Genomic DNA, 19,738 nt, shown 5'->3' with positions numbered 1-19,738 from the left:
GATATCGATTGTCGAAGGAAGATGCGATTGAGGTAATGGCGACGGTCATTGAGACGTTGCCCAATGCCATGTTCAAGGTCAAGCTCGAGAACAACCACGAGGTTCTGACCCATGTTTCGGGAAGGATGCGCAAGAATTTTATTCGCATTCTGCCCGGTGATCGCGTGGCGGTGGAACTGAGCCCCTACGATCTCAATCGCGGACGCATCGTTTACCGCTACAAATAAGCTGTCAGCCGCCAGCTTTCAGTCCATCAGCTTCTCACCGGAGAAGCTGATGGACTGAAAGCTGCCGGTTGAAGGCTCGTAACTCACCCGCGTCGTCGCTAGGATGCGCGGAGAAGGGCAGCAGAGCAATGAAGGTCCGTGCATCAGTCAAGAAGATTTGCGTGAAGTGCAAGGTCATCAACCGCCGCGGGGTGGTTCGTGTGATCTGCGAGAACGCAAAGCACAAGCAGCGCCAGGGCTAAACCAGCCTGGCATCGACGGAAGATTCCAGGAGCAGGCATTAGGCAAAAGGCATTGGGCATTAGAGAGCAAGACGAATCCTAATCCCTAATTCCTGCCTCTCAGGGGCTAGTTAGCTTGAATCAAGGCTTGCGATGAACCCCGGAGTGTTTCCGAATTAACCCGTGCGAACCGGCGCTAGGCCGGCGGCACCCTACGGCAAGCAGCAAAGGAATTCCGAATGGCACGTATTGCTGGCGTCGATCTGCCCCGCAACAAGCAGGCAAGGGTCGCGCTCACGTACATCTACGGCATCGGTGACCCTCGCGCCAAGTCCATCCTCGAGAAGGCGAATGTTGACGCTTTCAAGAAGGTGCAGGACCTGACCGAAGAAGAGGTCAACCATATCCGCCAGGTGATTGAGGACCAGGGTGGTGTTGAAGGCGATCTCCGCAAGGATATCCAGATGCACATCAAGCGCCTCATCGATATCCAGAGCTATCGCGGCAACCGGCACCGCCGGTCGCTGCCGGTGCGCGGACAGCGTACCCACACCAACGCCCGGACCCGTAAGGGCCCCCGTAAGGGCACCGTGGCCGGCAAGAAGAAAGCGACGGCGAAGACCTAATGGCGAAACAGGAACAGAAGGCCGGTGGCGGCAAATCAGGTGCCGGCAAAGCCGCCAAGAGCAACAAGAAGTTCAAGAAGCGCGAACGCAAGAATGTGCCGTATGGTATCTGTCACATTCAGGCTTCGTTCAACAACACCATTGTGACCATCACCGACCAGGTGGGCAACACGCTGAGCTGGAAAAGTTCGGGTTCGCTCGGCTTCCGCGGATCGCGCAAGGGCACGCCCTTCGCGGCCCAGCAGGCTGCCTCAAACGCTGCCGGCATGGCTCGCGATCACGGCCTGCGTGCCGTGGACGTCCGTGTTGCCGGTCCGGGATCGGGTCGCGAGTCGGCCATCCGCGCACTCGCAGCCGCGGGTATCGAAGTGAAGTCCATTCGCGACGTCACTCCGGTGCCGCACAACGGCTGCCGTCCGCCCAAGCGCCGTCGAGTGTAAGTACAGTTGTCAGTTGTCAGTGATCAGTGGTCAGTACCGTCCACCGAGTCATTGGCCAGGCAGCATGCAGTGAAGCAACGTCGGATCAGACAGAACAGTTCGCAGCAGCGACAATTCTGATCCCTGACCACTGATCACTGTTCACTGAATTGGGCCGGGACGACATGCGCCTCCGTCGCACGTAAACCGGCCGTCATCCGCAGTCAGGAGAAGAAATGGCTCGTTATACCGGAGCAGTCTGCCGCCTTTGCCGTCGCGAAGGCACCAAGCTTTTTTTGAAGGGCACCAAGTGCCACTCGGATCGTTGCCCCATTGAGAAGCGTAACTTCCCGCCGGGACAGCACGGCAAAGACCGCAAGGCCAAGATTGTGGGTTACGGCCTGCAGTTGCATGAGAAGCAGAAGGCCAAGCGTATGTACTTCACGCTGGAAGGCCAGTTCCGCGAGTACTACGAAAAGGCCAGCCGCCAGACGGGCGTCACCGGCGAACTGCTCATTCAGCAGCTCGAGCGTCGTCTTGACAACGTGGCTTATCGCCTCGGCTTCGCCATCTCGCGCCGGCAGGCCCGCCAGGTTGTCCGCCACGGACACGTGCTTGTCAACGGCAAGAAGGTTAACATCCCGTCCTATCAGGTTCATGCTGGCGACGAGATCTCGATTCGTGAAGGCGCCAAGAAGCTCATCGTCATTGAGCAGGGCGTGCAGTATGCCGCGCAGAATCCTGTCCCCGCATGGCTCGAAGCCAACTTCGAGAACATGTCCGGCCGCGTTCTGAATCTGCCGAAGCGCCAGGACGTCAACCTGCCGATCAACGAACAGCTGATCGTCGAACTGTACAGCAAGTAAGAACCACAGGGTTCAGGGTTCAGGGTTCATGGTTCAGCCGGTGCACAGCGCACTCGCAAAGTCCCATGAACCCTGAACCCCGAACCTTGAAACCTAACGCAAAGGAGCACTTGCGCGGCCGCCGCAAAATGCATCGCGACGTTCCGCCGCGCGGGAACTGAGAGACGAATATGCTTTGGAGAGGATTCCAGAAACCCAAGCGTCTGGCAGTCGATGCCGAGACACTCACCGAAACCTACGGCAAGTTCAGCGCCCAGCCGTTCGAGCGCGGATTTGGCACCACCATTGGCAACGCGCTGCGCCGCACGCTGCTCAGCTCGATTGAAGGCGCCGCAGTTACCGCCATCCGCATTGAAGGCGTGCTGCACGAATTCCAGTCGATTCAGGGAGTGGTGGAAGACGCCACCGACATCATCCTTAACCTCAAGCAGGTTCCATTCAAGCTCAACGGCGACGGCCCCAAGGCGCTGTACCTGCGCGCTGACCAGCCCGGCGTTGTGACTTCCGGCATGATTGAAGCTGACGGCGACGTTGAGATTCTGGACAAGAATGTCTACATCGCCACCGTGTCAGAGGGCGGCAAGCTCGAGATGGAGATGCGCCTGAAGCGCGGCCGTGGCTATGTTTCTGCCGACAAGAACTTCGATGGCGATCTCGGTCTTGGTTTCATTCCGGTGGATTCGGTTCATTCTCCGGTGCGCCGTGTCAACTACGCGGTGGATGCCGCCCGTCTGGGACAGATCACCGACTACGACAAGCTCACCCTCGAAGTGTGGACCAACGGAGCGGTGCTCCCCGCCGATGCTGTCGGTCTGGCTGCCAAGCTGCTCAAGGATCACATGAACATCTTCATCAACTTCGAAGAGGAGATGGAGACCGAGGCGCGCGGCGAAGCGGGTGGCGTAGTCATTCGCAACGACAACCTGAACCGCTCGGTAGAAGAGCTCGAACTCAGCGTCCGCAGCTACAACTGCCTCAAGAACGCCAACATTCAGACGATCGGCGAGCTGGTCCAGAAGACTGAAGCCGAGATGCTCAAAACCAAGAACTTCGGCCGCAAGAGCCTGAACGAGATCAAGGAAATCCTCGCGCAGATGGGCCTGAGCCTTGGCATGAAGATCGATGAGCAGGGCAACGCAGTCCCCGGCCCGACGAGCATTCCGCCGGCTGCAGCACTCGCCGCCAGCTATAACCGTTACGACGACGAAGACGAGCCGCTGGATTCGGTCGACCTCCAGCTGCCCACAGAAACAGAGAACTTCTGACAGTGATCAGTGGTCAGTTGTCAGGGATCAGTTAGCCGCGAGCAAGCCGGCTAGCTGATCACTGGCAGACAGGCCCCGGAATGGATCACTGATCACTGAACACTGATCACTGAGTCGAAAGAGAGTTTCACCATGCGCCATCGCAATGCAGGATTCAAGCTCGGACGCAACACCAGCCACCGTCGCGCTCTTCTGCGCAACCTGGTCACGTCCGTTATCGTGGAAGACCGCGTCACGACGACCGTCGCGAAAGCCAAGGCAGTCCGCCCCCATGTCGAGAAGATGATCACGCTCGGCAAGAAGGGCGATCTGCACTCGCGCCGGATGGCTCTGGCCTTCCTCCAGACCGACACCGCTGTGACCCGCCTGTTTGAGACCGTTGCCCCGCGTTACGGCGACCGCCAGGGTGGCTACCTGCGCATTACCCGCAAGGGTTTCCAGCGCGGCGACGGCGCAGAACTCGCCATCATTGAGCTCCTCGGCGCCGAAAAGCAGCTCGAAGCCAAGGCTGAGAAGCGCGCCCAGGTCAAGGCCGACAAGCGCAAGAAGATGGAAGCCGAGCTCGAGGCCGCCAAGAAGGAAGAAGGCGAAGGCGGCAACGAAGAAGCTGCGTAAAGTCACTCCTGTTGGCGGGAATTGATTCACAATTGACAAGCCGGCCGGCGCATCTCTGGGAAGACGCGCCGGCCGCGCTGCTCTTCCATCGGAACGTTTCAGTCCTTCACTGTATCTGCCGCTGGCCTGACAAGCCCACGGGGAGGTCGCTGGTGCCCGGGCGGCGGCGAATGATATCGCGCTGCAAAGATGGAGTGAAGTGAATGGGCGCTATAGAGAACCCGGATGGCATACGTTTATCCAGGAAAGTCATCTATGACTTTGGCGCGAACAATGGGGATGACCTACTCTACTATCTGAAAAAAGCAGACCTCGTGGTCGCTGTCGAGGCGAATCCACTGCTTTGCAGGCAAATGGAAGACAGGTTTTCCGCGGCCGTCCAATCCGGCAAGCTATGCATTGAGAATTGTGTCCTGGTCGCCGAACCCGTTGAGCCGGAAGCCCATTTCTATTTGCACAAGCGTCACAGCGTCCTCGGTCAATTTCCTCGGCCTGATGAGAGCGTGATCCGGGACTATGACCGGGTGCTGGTGCGGTCCGAGTCGGTGATGAATATCCTTCACAAGCATGGCGCCCCCTTTTATATCAAGCTCGATATTGAGGGCTATGATGCAGCGATTCTGAAGGAACTGTTTCGGAATCAGGTTACGCCTCCTTTCCTGTCGGCCGAATCCACCAGCATCCAGGTATTTGCGTTACTTGTCGCGATGGGGGGTTACAAGGCCTTCAAGTTGGTGGAAGGCGCAAAGGTTGCGAAGGATTTTAAAGATTGCTCTATCGCCGTGAATGGCATATCGGAGCGCTATTCCTTTCCGCCACATTCCGCAGGCCCATTCGGGGAGGACATTCCCGGGGACTGGCTCAATGCCGATGATCTCTTTGAGATACTGGCAGCCCGGAAAATGGGTTGGAGAGATATTCATGCCACGAGGCTGTTCGATCCCGATCCGACTTCGAAAGCTCAGAAAAAACGATACCTGACGAATCATTTGCGCGGATGGTTGCTGTCGAAGCTTCGCTCGGCCGGGAAGATGGCGGCATGATACGGTTTCACAGGAACATAGTAGATAAAGCTTGAAGATCTCTCCTGAGATTGGAAACGTCCGATGCCGGAAACATCAGCCGCAAACATCGATGTACGGCAACGCTAAAGAGATAGTGGTTCTGCGCGTCGAAATTCAGAGTTCCGCTGGGGCTCGCCTTTTTTTGTGGGCTCATCCTATTCCAATCGCAACTCTTTGATGCGGAACAAAATCGCCTCTCCGGGTCTCCCCGCATAATTCAAGCACCCCCGGATCGAGTGGATCCTTAGAGAGGTTTAGATAGAACCTTACAGATTCGTCTGTATTGGTGCCTCCAGCAAGTGGATCTTGAAAGCCGATTTGGCGTGCTTCGCGATGTGCTCAGGAGCCGCTGATGAGACTCAAGGTAATTTTGCTTTTTTCCCTGCTGGGTTTTGCTCTCCCGGCGTTCGCAAACGTCACTGTGACGACGCCTTTAAGCGGTTCGACCGTGGTGTCGCCCTTTACGCTGCTGGCCAGTGCAGGTGCCTGTCCTTCGCAACGTGTCGTGTCCATGGGCTACTCGCTTGACGATAGTCTGCAGACCACCATCGTGTGGGGAACCTCGGTCGCGGCGCAGGTCACCAGTCCGCTGGGGCATCATGTGCTCCACGTCAAGTCCTGGGGAAACGGCGGTGAGCCGTGCGTTGCGGATGTTCCTCTGAATGTAGTGGACGCAACCGCGCCCTTCATTCCTTACGGTGCAGAGGCGGTAAGCAAGATTCAGGCACTGCCGAGCTGGCAGGTGGTGAAAGATCCAGGAACCGGAGCAGGCGTGGCTGAGGGCACCATCACGGTCTTGTCGACGACCTCGTTGACCGGTGCTGCGCGCGCTTTTACCAACGCGTATTCCCAGTCGGCCGGCGCAAGGTTTTATACACGATTCGGTGTCGATCGCGCGGCTACGAATTTCGTATATGACGTGTGGGTCAACATCCCCGGAACCTCATCCGCTATCGGCGCGGTTGACTTCGAGATGAACCAGGTGATCCCGAATGGGCAGACGGTAATCTACGGGCTCCGCTGTGACGGCGCCACTAACATGTGGGAATACACCCAGAATGCCGGCACTCCCCAGCTTTATGACGACGCGTGGGTCGAGTCGAGCGCCACGTGCAGTCCCTCTAACTGGACGCCGGACACCTGGCACCACGTGCAGGCGAGTTATGAACGCAACGATGCGGGAGATGTCACTTATCAATCCGTGTGGTTGGACGGGGCAAAGCAGGACATCAACGCTACGGTGTCTTCCGCGTTTGCGCTGGGGTGGGGATCCGTTTTGCTCACCAATCTGCAGGTGGATGGCGATGGACCTGCGGGAACGGCCACGGTGTATGTCGATAACCTGAGCGTCTATCGCTGGGTGAGCGGGATTGATGATCCACTTACCCTGGTTCCGGATACTGCGGTCACTGTGCAGAACGTTCAAAGCCTGAGAGCGTGGAAGGGTGTGAACGATACCGGGGTGGGGCGCGGCACTTCAGCAGGCGTTACGGCGGCCATAGCGAGTCCTTCGCTCACGGGCTCGGCGCGCCAGTTCCTGACCTCGTACAGCAATAACGGGGGAGAGCGCTATTACGTCTCGTTCGGCAGCGACACGCAGGCGCACAACTTTGTCTACGACGGGTGGGTGTACCTGGCGGCTCCGTCTGCCGGCCTGGCGAATCTGGAACTGGATATGAACCAGGTCCTCGACAACGGTGAGACGGTGATCTACGGAATCCAGTGTGACGGCAGCACGGGCACATGGGACTACACGGAGAATGCCGGCACGGTGCAGAACTATGTGGACCATTGGTTGCACTCGAAGGCTGCGTGCAATCCGCGCGACTGGACAGCGGACACCTGGCATCGCGTGCAGTTCGCGTATTCGCGTGACGATGCCGGAAACGTGACGTACAAGGCCGTCTGGCTGGATGGCGTAGAGCAGGATCTGAATGTAACGGTGCCGTCGTCGTTTGCGCTTGGGTGGGGCTCCGTGCTGCTCACCAATTTCCAGATCGATGGGCTGGGAGGATCGGGCGCCGTCACGGCTTATCTCGACAACCTGAACATCTACAGGTGGTAGCGGAGAGACTCTCTCAGTATGCTGCGAAGCAGGCGGGTGCAGGCCGTCGGCCGCGCCTGACGTCAGGGAAGCATTGTTGCGCGGGTGTCAGGCGGCGGCCAGCCTACGCGGACGCCACATGCGCAGAAGCGCATAGGAAATCAGCAGCATCACGACGGCGCCACAGCAATCGAGCGCCACGTCCCAAGGCGTGGAGGTCCGGTTAGGCAGGAACGACTGGTGAATCTCGTCGGCGCTGGCAATCACAGCGGTTGCCAGAAGGGCGAGGACTGCGTCGGTGCGAAACCGCCACTGCGTCCGGCTGATGCGCCATGCGCGCAGCCAGCTCAGGCCGACAAGTCCGTAGCCGATGAAGTGGCCGGACTTGCGGATGTAATGGTGAATCACTTCCCAGCGGTCGTCGGTTACGTGCCCGAACAGCGCCTGGTAGGCCACGCGCAAGGGGCCGCTGGTATTGTCTGAACCAAACGTCTGGGTTGACTCGGTGACGATCACAGCAATCATCACGAGGACAGGCCACCAGGTGTGAATCCACCTGCCGGTCTTGCGGAGGCTACTCGACATGATAGTTAGGCGCCTCGCGGGTAATGATGACGTCGTGCACATGGCTTTCACGCAGACCGGCATTCGAAATGCGCACGAACTGGGCGTTCTCCTGCAGATCGGCAATCGTGCTGCAGCCAAGGTAGCCCATGCCTGACTTCAATCCGCCCACGAGCTGGTAGACCATGGCTTCCAAAGGTCCGCGATAAGGCACGCGGCCTTCGATGCCTTCCGGCACGAACTTGGCGAGGCGGTTCTGCCCGTTGCGTTCGCGCTGCACCACGCCTTCCCCCACGGTGTCAGAGGCGGCCAGGTCGGCGTTGCCTTGGAAGTATCGTTCCCCGGAGCCCTGGTTCATGGCGCTGAGCGAGCCCATGCCGCGATAGGTTTTGAAGCTGCGGCCCTGGTAGAGGATGGTCTCGCCCGGGCTCTCGTCGACGCCCGCGAAGAGCGAACCGATCATCACGCTGCTGGCGCCGGCGGCGATGGCCTTGGTGACCTCGCCGGAGTACTTGATGCCGCCATCCGCTATGACGGGAATGTTGTGTTCGCGGGCGGCGCGATAAGCCTCGGCTATGGCGGTGATCTGCGGCATGCCGGCACCGGTAACCATGCGCGTGGTGCAGATGGAGCCGGGCCCAATGCCGACCTTCACCGCGTCTGCGCCCGCGTCGATGAGGGCTTTGGCGCCTTCGTAAGTTGCCACGTTGCCGGCTAGCAGGCCGACGCCGGGGAAGCGCTTCTTGACTTCGGTGACAGCCTCGAGGATCCGCGAGGAATGGCCGTGTGCGGAGTCGATGGCGAGAACGTCGACGCGGGCCAGGACCAGCTCGGCGGCGCGCTCCATATAGTCGCCCGTGGCTCCAATCGCTCCGCCCACGCGCAACCGTCCCTTTTCGTCCTTGCTGGCGTTGGGATACTTAAGCTTTTTCTGGATGTCCTTGACCGTAATGAGGCCCTTGAGCTCGTACTGCTCGTTGACCACCAGAAGCTTCTCCACGCGGTGCTTGTGCAGGATCAGCTCGGCTTCTTCAAGCGTGGTGCCGACGGGAACGGTGATGAGGTTTTCCTTCGTCATCACGGCGCCGATCGGCACGTCTGTGCGGGTCTCAAAGCGCAGGTCGCGGTTGGTAAGAATGCCGACCAGTTTGCCGCCCTGGGTGACAGGAACGCCGGAGATCTTGTAGCGCCGCATCACATCCAGCGCATCGCCGATCATCTGATTTGGGCCAATCGTGACCGGGTCGACGATCATGCCGCTTTCTGAGCGTTTCACCTTATCGATTTCGCCTGCCTGCTGCTCGATGGTGAGGTTGCGGTGCACGATGCCGATGCCGCCCTGCTGCGCCATGGCAATGGCCATGCGGGATTCGGTCACCGTGTCCATGGCCGAGGAGAGCAGGGGCGTATTCAAGGTGATGTCGCGGGTGAGCTGCGTCAACGTGCTCACCTGCGTCGGCACCACGTCACTATAGGCAGGAACAAGGAGGACGTCGTCAAACGTCAGCGCTTCAGGTAGGTTTTTGGCGAGCATAATGCTTGGACGCGCCTGGCAGGCGTAGAGATTCGATTCTCCAGTCAGGCGGGCGCTGGTATCTATTGTAGCGGACCCCCTGCGGTGGGGGTGAGCTCTGGACAATCAGGCAGGGTGGGGGCGGACTTGTTTGCGGCCGCGGCGAGTGCCGGCAGGGATTTCCTCCGGGGGGGGGGAGGGGGGGGTATATTTACCAGTTAGTAAACAGAAGGACTGGTTTCGTTTTGTGCAGAGGAGTGCGCATGCGGGCTTCCGTGGTGGGGATTGGGGGTGTGGAAATGTGAGATACGTCACACGCCGACTTTCGATAGGTGTAATCGGGGCAATGACTTGGCCTCGGAGGAGTGGCTAAAGTCAAAAAAAAGGGCACTTCGTAACTCTTCAGTAACGTTGCGGCTGCGGGGGCCTGCATGGGGAGAGGGCGGGCGTTGCAGCCGGGATGGGGTGTTTTGGGCACAAGTTCCCCAGGGCCGCGGGAGGGCGGCAGGGTGAGTATGCGGGATTTTCGGGTTGGGTGGCTGTGAGGGCGGTCACAGGTGAATCCGGCGCGCCCTTGACATCGTTTCGACCACCATCGGAGGACAAGGTAAGGGTTTTCGGAATCGGTTAGACGCCGACCGGGAAGGGCTTTGGGCTCGACTCGTCCGTATTGGCGCCGCCGCGCCAGCGCTCGAAGCGACCCTGCAAGAGGCTCATCAGCCCCGTATACCAGTAGCCGACTACGAACAGGATCAGGAATGGGGCGGTGAAGTAGTTGTGATTCAAGAAGCAATAGACGATGGCGAGGAAGAAGTAAGTGCCGACCAGCAACTCGATCCAGGGCGCGAGCACGAGGCGCTTGCGGTATTTCTTGCCGGCGACGGACTTTTCGCCTTTCTTGGCCACGCGGTATTTGGGGGTGCGGGCGAAGGCGCTCTTGATTCCCAGGAGGGCTTCCATCACGGCCTTGGTGTTGGTTACGGTGAGCCCGATGCCGAGCGCCATGAGGAAGGGTAGATATAGAAAAGTCCGCAGCCAGGTTTTGGGGAAGAGAACGCGCTGGCTGACCACATAGAACACGGCGATGGACAGACTTGACGCCGTGAACAGAGGCACATCGATCAAGAGCATCTGAAACCAGCCCTGGTAGAAGCGCACGATCATGCTGGGGATCAGCAGGGCGGTCATGATCACCATGAGCGGGTAGCTCAGGTTCGCCGTGAGGTGGTAGACCGACTCGATCTTGATCCGGCGCGGAACATTCGACCGGAACATCATGGGCAGCACCTTGATGCTGGTCTGGATGAGGCCCTTGGCCCAGCGCGCCTGCTGCGTCTTGAAGGCAGTCATCTCGATGGGCAGTTCGGCCGGGCACTCGATTTCCGGGAGGTACTTGAATTTCCAGCCGGCGATCTGCGAGCGGTAGCTGAGGTCGGTGTCCTCAGTGAGGGTGTCATGCTGCCATCCGCCTGCGTCCTCAATGGCTTGGCGCCGCCACATTCCGGCGGTTCCGTTGAAGTTGAAGAAGTCGCCGGAACGGGACCGGGCGCCGTGTTCCAGCACAAAGTGCCCATCCAGCAGGATGGCCTCGATCTGGGTGAGCAGGCTGTAATCGCGATTGAGATGCGTCCACCGGGTCTGCACCATTCCGATTCCCGGCTCGGAGAAGTGGTGGATCACGCGCATGAGCCAATCTGGCGGTGGAACGAAGTCGGCGTCGAAGATGGCGACGAATTCGCCCTTCGCTACTTTGAGGCCGGCATCGAGGGCTCCGGCCTTGTATCCATGGCGATTGGCGCGGTGAATGTAAACGATGGGATGACCGAGGGCTGCGTAGCGGTCGACGATGCCGCGCGCGACCTCCTGCGTCTCGTCGGTGGAGTCGTCGAGGACCTGGATCTGAAGCTTTTCGCTGGGGTACTCCATGGCGCAAACAGCTTCTATGAGGCGGTCGATGACGAACTGCTCATTGAAGATCGGCAGTTGCACGGTGACGCGCGGCAGTTCGGCGAAGTGTCCGGGAGGATTGGGATTGTAGTTCTTGCGGTACTTGAAGTACTGGTAGCACATGGTGTAGCGGTGAATGCCATAGGCCGCCAGCACCAGCATCACCAGGAAATACGGCAACAACAGCAAGGTGTCGAACCAGTTGAAGGAATGATGGACGGTGGCGAAGGGGTCAGTGAACAGGGTCTTCAACTGATGGCTGAGATTGTGTTGCGGGGCGAGAACCAGGGCCGGGGCAAGTGACTGCAGGCACGTGGCGCCGAGGCGGACGCTGGTTGCGGCTAGGGTGAGCAGGTGAATCCTCCCGATGCGGGCTACCCAAATTGTACGCGAAGCTCGGGTTAGGCTGCCGGGGAGGATTTCTCAGAACGCTTCAGAACAGGCGAAAATTCACCGCGATTGTGATGGCGACCGGCACGGGGTGTCCCTTCTTCATAGCCGGCGTGAAGCGGTAGAGCTGAACGGCGTGAATGCCAGACAATCCCACGCTTCCCAACCTCGGGGTATACCGGTCAGGTGCGCTTTGGGAAAGTCGCAAGGGGCAACGGGGGCACAGCCGGCCGAAATCAGGATGGCTGTGCCCCCGGGGTGCTATCGCGCGGTGAAGGACGAGCGGTGAAAGCTCTATGTGGTGCTGCCGGCGATGCCCTTGTTGGAGAGGACCTTCACTTCAACGCGGCGGTTCTCGGCGCGGCCCTCCTTGGATTCATTCGAGGAGGCTTCACCGTACTCGCCCATTGCGCCGGGCGCCACGATGTAGCGGATTGGTACCTTGCATTGCTGGACGAGGAAATTGATGACCTCTTTCGCACGCTTCTCGCTGAGTTGGGTGTTCATGGCCGCGTCGCCGGTTGAGTCGGCATAGCCCACCACTTCAACGAGGAGGCCAGAGGTGCCCATGGCGGTCTGTCCGAGTTGTTTCAGCTGTTCACCGTCCTCGTCGGAGATCTTCGTGCTGCCGACGGCGAACTTCACCGTCGTCTGGCCTTTGACATCGTAATCATCCAGCGCTTTGAAGCGGCTGGAGTTTTCTTCGATGTCCTTCATGTTCTCGCTGATCTGCTGCTTGTTTGCCTGGACGCCCCCCTGGTTGGCGGCGATGCCCTGCTGGTTGGTGGCGATGTCTCCCGCATGGGCGTGAAGGGTCTTGAGGTTTGCTTCCACCTGTTCGGCGGTGGGATGGAGGCCGGCCTCAATCATCTGCGTCGTTTCGAGGTCATCGCCGTCCACGGTGATCTGGGTGGCCACGATTCGACCCTGGCTGTCGGGTGCGCCTTCTACCTTGACTTTCAACCCGGGCATCAGCACGGTGCTGCCGAGATGATCTTTGTCCCATCCGAAGAGGCCAGCGTCATCCTTGGTGTCGGTTTGCTCGTTCAGGACCACGATTGTCTTGCCCTCGGCGCCCTTCACAACCATTGTGTCGCCGGATCGGGAGATGATCATCCCTTTTACCTGACCGTTTGCAGAACTGGCTGAAAGGCCCGTCACACAAAGGGCCGCCGCAAAACTTGCACAAGTCACCCATCCATGCCGTTGCATAGCTCCTCCTATCGTTGTTTGTTGTGAACGCTCCCGTTATTTCTGGAGCTCTGACGCCTGGGGGATTGGCTGCCCCGGGGCTTGGACCGACCAAACTCCAGCCCATCGTGGAGCATTGGCTTGCGTACTTCTGCTTTCAAGGTTGCGAGGTGATCGCAAATCCTGCCACTGTGAAAAATGCCAGCCGAGTGGAGCGGGAGGGATCGCGAAGCGCGGCCGGACACCCGCGGGTCTGCTCAAACCGTCCAGATTGCGGGTGGCGGTGGTGTGGCGAAGCTTCGCGTTATCAGAGCCTTGCATTCCGCATCTAAATGGATCAGCCACCTGGGTTGTGCGCCGGCATTGGTGCGGCGTAATGTTTCTGCAGCCGGAGAGATTCCCCACGATGAGCACCGTGACTGGTATGCCTGCGCTTGCCGCCGCCGGAGGGAGCTTTCTTCTTGAGGCTCGTACGCCTGAAGAAGTGTTCACCCCCGAGGACCTGAACGAAGAACAGCGGCAGATTGCCGCCACCGCGGCGAAGTTTGCGCGCGAGGAGATTCTGCCCGCTGCCGAGGCCATTGAAGCAAAGGAACCAGGCGTGTTGCGCGGGCTGCTGCAGAAGTGCGCGGAACTGGGCTTTACTGCCGTCGATATTCCTGAGGAGTACGGCGGGGTGGGGATGGACAAGACGACGTCCGCGCTGGTGACCGATCACATCTCGGCGCTGGCCAGCTTCTCTACAGCTTTTGGGGCGCAGATCGGGATTGGGACGCTGCCGCTGGTCTGGTACGGGGCTGAGGAGCAGAAGAAGATTTATCTCCCGAAGCTGGCCAGTGCCGAGTGGGTTGCGGCCTATGCCCTGAGCGAAGCCAGTTCGGGGTCCGATGCGATGAACATCCGCACCCGCGCGACGCTCACGCCGGACGGGCGCTACTACCTGTTGAACGGCGAGAAGATGTGGATCACGAACGCGGCGATCGCGGACCTCTACACCGTGTTCGCCAAGATTGATGGCGAGAAGTTCTCGGCATTCCTGGTGGAGCGAACGTTCCCGGGGCTTACGATCGGAGCGGAAGAGCACAAGCTTGGCATTCGCGGTTCTTCGACGTGTCCGCTGGTGCTGCAGGACTGCCGGGTGCCGGTGGAGAATCTGCTGGGGGAACCGGGCAAGGGACACCACATTGCGTTCAACGTGCTCAATGTGGGCCGCTTCAAGCTGGCGGTTGCGTGCGTGGGCGGCGCGCGGATGGCACTGACGCAGATGATCCAGTACGCAAAGGAGCGCAAGGCTTTTGGCAAAGCCATTGCGGAATTTGGGCTGATTCAGCGCAAGATTGCCACCGCCGGCGCGCGGCTGTATGCGGCGGAGAGCATGGTGTATCGCACCGTGGGCATGATGGACGCTGCTTTGGCCAGCGCGGATCAGAACGATCCCAAAGAGGTGCAGCGGCGTATCGAAGAGTACGCGGTGGAGTGCTCCATTCTGAAGGTCTACGGCTCAGAGATGCTGAGCTATGTGGCGGACGAACTGGTGGCGACCATGGGAGGCTACGGCTACGTGGAGGAGTATCCCGCGGAGCGCTTCTATCGCGATGCGCGCATCAACCGCATCTTCGAGGGAACGAACGAGATTAACCGGATGATCATTACCGGCTGGCTGATGAAGCGGGCCATGGCCGGCAAGCTGGGCCTGCTGCCCGCGATCAAGAAGGTCATGGACGACGTGATGCAGCCACCTTCGTTTGACGGGGGAAGCGACTCCGCCGAGCCCCTGGCGCACGAGGCTGAGGTGCTGGAGGCCACGCGCAAGGTGGCGCTGTTCGCGGCCGGGGTGGCCAGCCAGCGCTACATGATGGGTCTGCAGGATCAGCAGGAGATCATGGCCGATCTGGCCGATATCATCGCGCAGGTTTACGCGCTGGAGTCCGCACTGCTGCGGGCCAGGAAGCTGGCAGCCGCGAAGAAGCCGGCGGCCAAGGTGGCGGCGGAGATGACGGCGCTTTTGGCGGAAGAGACGATCGCGCTTGCCGATCAGGCCGCCAAACGTGTGCTTGCTGCGTGCGCGGACGGGGACATGCTGCGGACGCAGTTGGCGATTCTGCGGAGGCTAGTGAAGTCGACGCCGGCCGATACCGTGGTGCTGAGCCGCAGCGTGGCTCAGGCTTGCGTGATGGCGGACAAGTATCCGGTTTATAGCGCCTGAGAGCAGGTGGAGAAAGAAAGCCTCGCCGTGCCCACGCAGGGCGAGGCTGCTCACGCAGGGCGAGGCTGCTCACGCAGGGCGAGGCTTTCTTTTGCGGCTTTATTGTTGCGCTAGGCTGCGGCGCCCTGACGCGCGGAGCCGCTGACGCTTTCAATGATGGTGCGGCTGAATGCCGGGATATCGTCCGGGTTGCGGCTGAAGATGAATTGGCCGTCCGTGACCACCTCCTGGTCGACCCAGGTGGCGCCGGCGTTCTTGAGATCGGTTTTCAGTGATGGCCATGAGGTGACGGTTTTGCCGCGCAGCACCCCGGCCTCAAGAAGGGTCCACGGGCCGTGGCAGATGGCGGCGGTGGTGCGGCCGGTCTCGACGAACTTCTTGACGAAGTTAACGGCGGCTGGGTCGATCCGCAGATGGTCAGGGTTGATGACGCCGCCGGGAAGCACCAGCGCGTCGAAGTCGTTGGGGTTGGCGGCTTCGAGGGTTTTGTCCACCTTGACGGTGGTTCCCCAGTCCTTCATATTCCAGGCTTTGATCTCGCCGCTTTTAGGCGCAATCACGATGGTGGTGGCGCCCGCTTCGTCGAGAGCTTTGCGCGGATCGAGCAGCTCTGCCTGTTCGAATCCATCGGTGGCGAGGAATGCAATCTTTTTGCCGCTGAGTGAAGCCATAAAACTCCTCCATATCCCACGGGTAGGACGCCGGAGCGGCGCGGCGGGGTTGCCGCTCCGTTTGGATGCGATCCGCGGATTGAGGCGCGGAGCAACGAGGGGCGGATCGGCCGCGTCCGAAGGAAGAGAGGTGAGGGCGGATGGCGAAGGCGTGATCGGCGGGAATCCCGACAGAGTGCGGGCGGCGGGTGGCGGCGGGCATAGCGCTACTCGCGCACGCTGATGCCGAGGGCTTTCATTTTGCGGTAAAGGTGGCTACGCTCAAGGCCAAGCAACTCGGCCGCGCGGCTCACATTGTTGCGCGCTTCCTCGATTTTTTTGAGGATGTAATCGCGCTCATAGGCATCGCGTGCCTGCTGCAGCGAAGAGAAGCCATCGCTGCCGCGGGCGACGGCCTTATGGGTGAGAGGCGGCAGGTGCTTGCGCTCAATGCGTAACGCGCGCGGGTTGAGGATGAGCACGCGTTCGATCACGTTTTTCAATTCACGGACGTTTCCAGGCCAGTGATACTGGTGCAGGATTTCGAGCGCTTCATTGCTGATTTCCATGCGCGGGCGTCCGTACTGGCGGCCGAAGTCGCCGAGAAACTCACGCACAAGCGGGCCGATGTCCTCCTTGCGCTCGCGCAGCGGCGGCACGGAGAAGGGGACTACGTTGAGGCGATAGAACAGGTCTTCGCGGAAGTTGCCCTTGGCGATTTCCTCTTCGAGATCCTTGTTGGTGGATGCGATGAGGCGCACATCCACGCGCAGGGGCTGGGTTCCGCCTACGGGCGTAAACATCTGGTCGTCCAGAGCGCTGAGGACTTTGGCCTGGGTCTTGAGGCTCATGTCGCCCACTTCATCCAGAAACAGGGTGCCGCCGTCGGCGCGTTCCAGCGTGCCGCGCTGGTCAGTTCTCGTTCCTGGCTGCGCACCGTGGCGCACACCGAACAACTCGGCTTCAATATGGGCTTCAGGAATGGCGGCGCAGTTGAGCTCCACGAAGACGCGATCGCGGCGCAGGCTCTCTGCATGAATAGAGCGCGCGATGAGTTCCTTGCCGGTGCCGGATTCGCCATAGATGAGCACGCGGCCGTTGGTGGGCGCCATGAGGCGGATCTGCTGGCGGAGCGCCTTGAGCGGAACGCTTTCGCCGGTGAGCACAGAGTTGACGCTGAACTGGCGCTTGAACTCGAGGTTTTCGGTGCGCAGGCGGCGCGCTTCCACCGCGTTCTTCAAGACGATGAGCGTGCGATCGAGGCTGAGAGGCTTTTCAAGGAAATCGTAGGCGCCGAGCTTGGTGGCTTTTACCGCGGTCTCGATGGTGCCGTGTCCGCTGATGATGATGACTTCGGGGCGCGTGTCGGCCGGCAACTGGTGAAGCTCTTTGAGAACGTCAAGGCCATCGCTGTCGGGCAGCCAGATGTCGAGCAGCACCACGTCGTAGGGCGCATCCTCAACCAGCACCCTGGCCTCCGCAGCGGTTGCGGCAGACGCGACGCCGTAGCCTTCTTCGCGCAGGATCTCTTCGAGCGACTCGCGAATGTTGGCTTCGTCGTCGACCACCAGGACGTGATTCATGAGTGGATTTCCTTTATGGGTTCGGAGTGGTCGGCTTCCGGCGCGTGCGGCGCTGTCTCAATGAACGGGATGCGCATGAGGAAGCGCGCGCCTTTGGGGGCGTTGCTCTCGGCACGAATGGTGCCGCCGTGGTCCTGCGCGATTTTGGCGGCGATGGAGAGTCCCAGGCCGGTGCCGCGGTGTTTGGTGGAGTAGAACGGCAGGAACAGGCGCTCGCGAATGTCGTCGGTGATGCCGTGGCCCGTGTCGGAGACTGTAATCTCGACGGCGCCGGCGTCTTCACTCACGGCGGTGGTCACGCAGAGTTCGCGCAAGAGGCTGCCCTGCATGGCTTCGGCGGCGTTATCGATGAGGTTGGCGAGGGCGCGGCGAATGGCGTCGTGATCGGCGCGGACGGGAGGGAGATCGGGCGCCAGATCGCGTGTCACCGTGATGCCGTCCAGGCGGCCCGCGAAGAGCGCCAGGGCCTCATTGGCCACCTTGTTCAGATCGCAGGGGCGGGGGCGGGGCGCCGGGAACTGCGCCAGCGCGGAGAACTGGTCCACCAGCGTGCGCAGCGAGCCCACGCTGCCCAGGATGACCTCACTGCATTTGCGGATGATGGACGGCGAGTCAGGGTGCGCACGATCGAGATGGCGCGTAATGCGTTCGGCGGAGAGCGCGATGGGCGTGAGCGGGTTCTTGATTTCATGGGCCACGCGCTGCGCCACTTCCTTCCAGGCCATCTGCCGCTGGGCGCGCAGCAGCTCGCTGGTGTCTTCCACGACCAGCACTGCTCCGCGCTTGCCGGGCGCCAGGTCGAGCCGGGCGCTGGTGACGGCAAGATGCATGGACCGGCCGGCAACGTGCGCTTCCAACTCAGTGGATGCCGATCCCATGCGCTGTCCGCGTCGAATGACCGAGGTGATTTCGTCGATGCACTCCTGCGGGAGGAGGGACTCGATGCGCTCGCCGCGCAGGTCGGAGTCCTGGCGCTCGCCAGCCAGCGTGCCGAAGGCGCGGTTGGCCTGCAGCACGATGCCGGAGTTGTCGAGCGTGACGACGCCGCTGGGAATCGTCTCAAGAATGATTTCAAGCTCGCGCCGGCGTTGTTCCAAAGCCTGGTTGACGCGGGTCAGCTGGGCGGAAGAACTGGCGGCACGCTGGCGGCTGGTTTCGAGATCGGCGGCCATGTGATTGAACGATCGCACCAGTTCAGCCATTTCACCGGTGGTGAGCAGCTCCACGCGCTGTTCATAACTGCCCGCCGCGATGGCGTTCATAGCGTCAGCCAGCGCCGCAACGGGGCGCGTGATCTGCTTGGACAAAAACAGCGCCAGCCACACACCGGAGAAGAACACGAACACCGTGACCACGAGCAGCAGCAGAAAGAAATTGGAACGGATCTGGTTGCGCATGCGGAACAGCTGCCAGTAAGAGGTGGCTCCCGTGCGAATGCGGCCGGTGGTTTGGCTGAGGCCTTGCGGCATGGGCAGCGCAGCTACGGCCACGTTGCCGGCAGGACTGGTGCTCACGCCGAGCGCGTAGTCTTTCTGGCCGATGTGCAGGAGGGGCTTGCGGCTGCTCTGGGCGGCCGCCAGCAGATGCGCATAAAGCGAGCCCTGGAGCGCCACGGGGCTGGCTCTTTGGGTGCCGTCGTCATTCTGGTCAACCAGCCACGGCACGATGCTGGCGGGAGTGGTGTCAGACGGTGCGTCGAATGTGCGGAGGACGTTGTGGTTCTTCGCGTAGATGACGACGAATCCGCCCTGCAGGGTCATTCGATGCGCGTTCAGCAACGTCTGCAAACCGGCGGAGTCGTGATCAGGCGCGCCGCTTCCGGCGATGGATGCGGCTTCAGTTTCCGCGTTGCCACTGACGTATTCTGCCAGCTCCCGCACCACGCGAATGGAATCTTCGCGAAGCTCAGACGTGTTGGGAGAGAACCAGCGATCGATGGTCCGGTTCATCAGGAAAAAGCTGAACAGGAACATGAAGGTTGCGGGGGTGACTGCAATGAGCGCCGCCCCCAGCACCATGCGGGTGCGCAGCCGCGCACCCAGCGCATTGCTGCTGCCGTCAGCCGAGAGCTTCAGGAGGTTCCTGAGCAGCAGCATGAGCAGGGCGATAAGCAGGAGGAAGAGAACGACGGTGAGCCCGAAGAAGGCGAGGGTCTCGCCCGACGTGTCGGGATTGAGGAACGTGATGTGGGAGGTGTTGAATGCCTGCATTGCGCCGAAGGCGGCGGCCACCAGGATGGCGCCGATGGCGAACAGTACGATCAGTCGCAGCCGTGAATTCGGCTTCTCAGGCATGCCGCGATTATAGAAGGCAGGGAATAGGGAACGGGCAACAGCTGCGCCGCCCC

At 60.6% G+C, this 19,738-nt stretch carries 18 protein-coding genes; 10 read left to right on the top strand and 8 right to left on the bottom strand.

Going from position 1 to position 19,738, the window contains the following annotated elements; all coding sequences use genetic code 11:
• Window positions 1-8 precede the first annotated feature (8 nt).
• From infA to VGL22_RS00775, 9 genes are all read left to right on the top strand, one after another.
• Window positions 9-227: a translation initiation factor IF-1 gene (infA, locus tag VGL22_RS00815; RefSeq protein WP_026445769.1), complete on the top strand. Its 219-nt coding sequence runs from the start codon at window positions 9-11 to the stop codon at window positions 225-227.
• A 128-nt stretch (window positions 228-355) separates the two neighbouring features.
• Window positions 356-469, top strand: coding sequence for a 50S ribosomal protein L36 (gene rpmJ / locus VGL22_RS00810; protein WP_026445768.1), 114 nt, complete (start codon window positions 356-358; stop codon window positions 467-469).
• A 218-nt stretch (window positions 470-687) separates the two neighbouring features.
• Window positions 688-1,074, top strand: coding sequence for a 30S ribosomal protein S13 (gene rpsM, locus VGL22_RS00805; RefSeq protein ID WP_465264968.1), 387 nt, complete (start codon window positions 688-690; stop codon window positions 1,072-1,074).
• The gene (gene rpsK, locus VGL22_RS00800) at window positions 1,074-1,514 is read left to right on the top strand and encodes a 30S ribosomal protein S11 (protein ID WP_465264967.1); all 441 of its coding nucleotides are present in this window, start codon (window positions 1,074-1,076) and stop codon (window positions 1,512-1,514) included. The genes rpsM and rpsK overlap by 1 nt, the downstream gene beginning before the upstream one ends.
• A 215-nt stretch (window positions 1,515-1,729) precedes the next feature.
• Window positions 1,730-2,359: a 30S ribosomal protein S4 gene (gene rpsD / locus VGL22_RS00795; protein WP_465264966.1), complete on the top strand. Its 630-nt coding sequence runs from the start codon at window positions 1,730-1,732 to the stop codon at window positions 2,357-2,359.
• 170 nt (window positions 2,360-2,529) lie between these two features.
• Complete coding sequence (locus tag VGL22_RS00790; RefSeq protein ID WP_465264965.1) at window positions 2,530-3,624, top strand: DNA-directed RNA polymerase subunit alpha; 1,095 nt, start codon at window positions 2,530-2,532, stop codon at window positions 3,622-3,624.
• A 132-nt stretch (window positions 3,625-3,756) separates the two neighbouring features.
• Complete coding sequence (gene rplQ, locus VGL22_RS00785) at window positions 3,757-4,239, top strand: 50S ribosomal protein L17 (RefSeq protein WP_465264964.1); 483 nt, start codon at window positions 3,757-3,759, stop codon at window positions 4,237-4,239.
• A 203-nt stretch (window positions 4,240-4,442) separates the two neighbouring features.
• Entirely contained in the window at window positions 4,443-5,282 is an 840-nt protein-coding gene (locus VGL22_RS00780; protein WP_465264963.1) for an FkbM family methyltransferase, read from the top strand.
• Between the two features lie 373 nt (window positions 5,283-5,655).
• Complete coding sequence (locus tag VGL22_RS00775; protein WP_465264962.1) at window positions 5,656-7,368, top strand: hypothetical protein; 1,713 nt, start codon at window positions 5,656-5,658, stop codon at window positions 7,366-7,368.
• Between the two features lie 87 nt (window positions 7,369-7,455).
• On the opposite strand, the gene VGL22_RS00770 is transcribed toward VGL22_RS00775, so the two are convergent.
• The 5 genes from VGL22_RS00770 to VGL22_RS00750 form a co-directional block, all read right to left on the bottom strand.
• The gene (locus tag VGL22_RS00770; protein ID WP_465264961.1) at window positions 7,456-7,932 is read right to left on the bottom strand and encodes a VanZ family protein; all 477 of its coding nucleotides are present in this window, start codon (window positions 7,930-7,932) and stop codon (window positions 7,456-7,458) included.
• The gene (gene guaB, locus VGL22_RS00765; RefSeq protein ID WP_465264960.1) at window positions 7,922-9,445 is read right to left on the bottom strand and encodes an IMP dehydrogenase; all 1,524 of its coding nucleotides are present in this window, start codon (window positions 9,443-9,445) and stop codon (window positions 7,922-7,924) included. Before guaB ends, VGL22_RS00770 begins: the two co-directional genes overlap by 11 nt.
• Window positions 9,446-10,051: 606 nt before the next feature.
• A complete protein-coding gene (locus tag VGL22_RS00760; RefSeq protein ID WP_465264959.1) occupies window positions 10,052-11,623 on the bottom strand; it encodes a cellulose synthase family protein in 1,572 nt (523 codons plus the stop codon).
• A 181-nt stretch (window positions 11,624-11,804) separates the two neighbouring features.
• Window positions 11,805-11,912: an energy transducer TonB gene (locus VGL22_RS00755; RefSeq protein ID WP_465264958.1), complete on the bottom strand. Its 108-nt coding sequence runs from the start codon at window positions 11,910-11,912 to the stop codon at window positions 11,805-11,807.
• Between the two features lie 143 nt (window positions 11,913-12,055).
• Window positions 12,056-12,877 (bottom strand): OmpA family protein, encoded by an 822-nt coding sequence (locus VGL22_RS00750; RefSeq protein WP_465264957.1) that lies wholly within the window; start codon window positions 12,875-12,877, stop codon window positions 12,056-12,058.
• A gap of 481 nt (window positions 12,878-13,358) precedes the next feature.
• On the opposite strand from VGL22_RS00750, the gene VGL22_RS00745 reads away from it, so the two are divergent.
• On the top strand, window positions 13,359-15,158 hold the full coding sequence (locus VGL22_RS00745; RefSeq protein ID WP_465264956.1) for an acyl-CoA dehydrogenase family protein: 1,800 nt from the start codon (window positions 13,359-13,361) through the stop codon (window positions 15,156-15,158).
• A gap of 110 nt (window positions 15,159-15,268) precedes the next feature.
• Here the strand turns inward: VGL22_RS00745 and VGL22_RS00740 are convergent, their stop codons facing one another.
• From VGL22_RS00740 to VGL22_RS00730, 3 genes are all read right to left on the bottom strand, one after another.
• Complete coding sequence (locus tag VGL22_RS00740; RefSeq protein ID WP_465264955.1) at window positions 15,269-15,829, bottom strand: type 1 glutamine amidotransferase domain-containing protein; 561 nt, start codon at window positions 15,827-15,829, stop codon at window positions 15,269-15,271.
• A gap of 206 nt (window positions 15,830-16,035) precedes the next feature.
• A complete protein-coding gene (locus tag VGL22_RS00735; RefSeq protein WP_465264954.1) occupies window positions 16,036-17,391 on the bottom strand; it encodes a sigma-54-dependent transcriptional regulator in 1,356 nt (451 codons plus the stop codon).
• Complete coding sequence (locus VGL22_RS00730) at window positions 17,388-19,685, bottom strand: sensor histidine kinase (RefSeq protein ID WP_465264953.1); 2,298 nt, start codon at window positions 19,683-19,685, stop codon at window positions 17,388-17,390. The genes VGL22_RS00735 and VGL22_RS00730 overlap by 4 nt, the downstream gene beginning before the upstream one ends.
• Window positions 19,686-19,738: the final 53 nt, after the last annotated feature.

Origin of the sequence: Occallatibacter sp. (genome assembly GCF_036502485.1) — a bacterium.
In the GTDB taxonomy this organism is placed as follows: domain Bacteria; phylum Acidobacteriota; class Terriglobia; order Terriglobales; family Acidobacteriaceae; genus Telmatobacter.
Note: the sequence above shows the minus strand (reverse complement) of the source record. Positions and strands in the feature narration are given on the sequence as shown.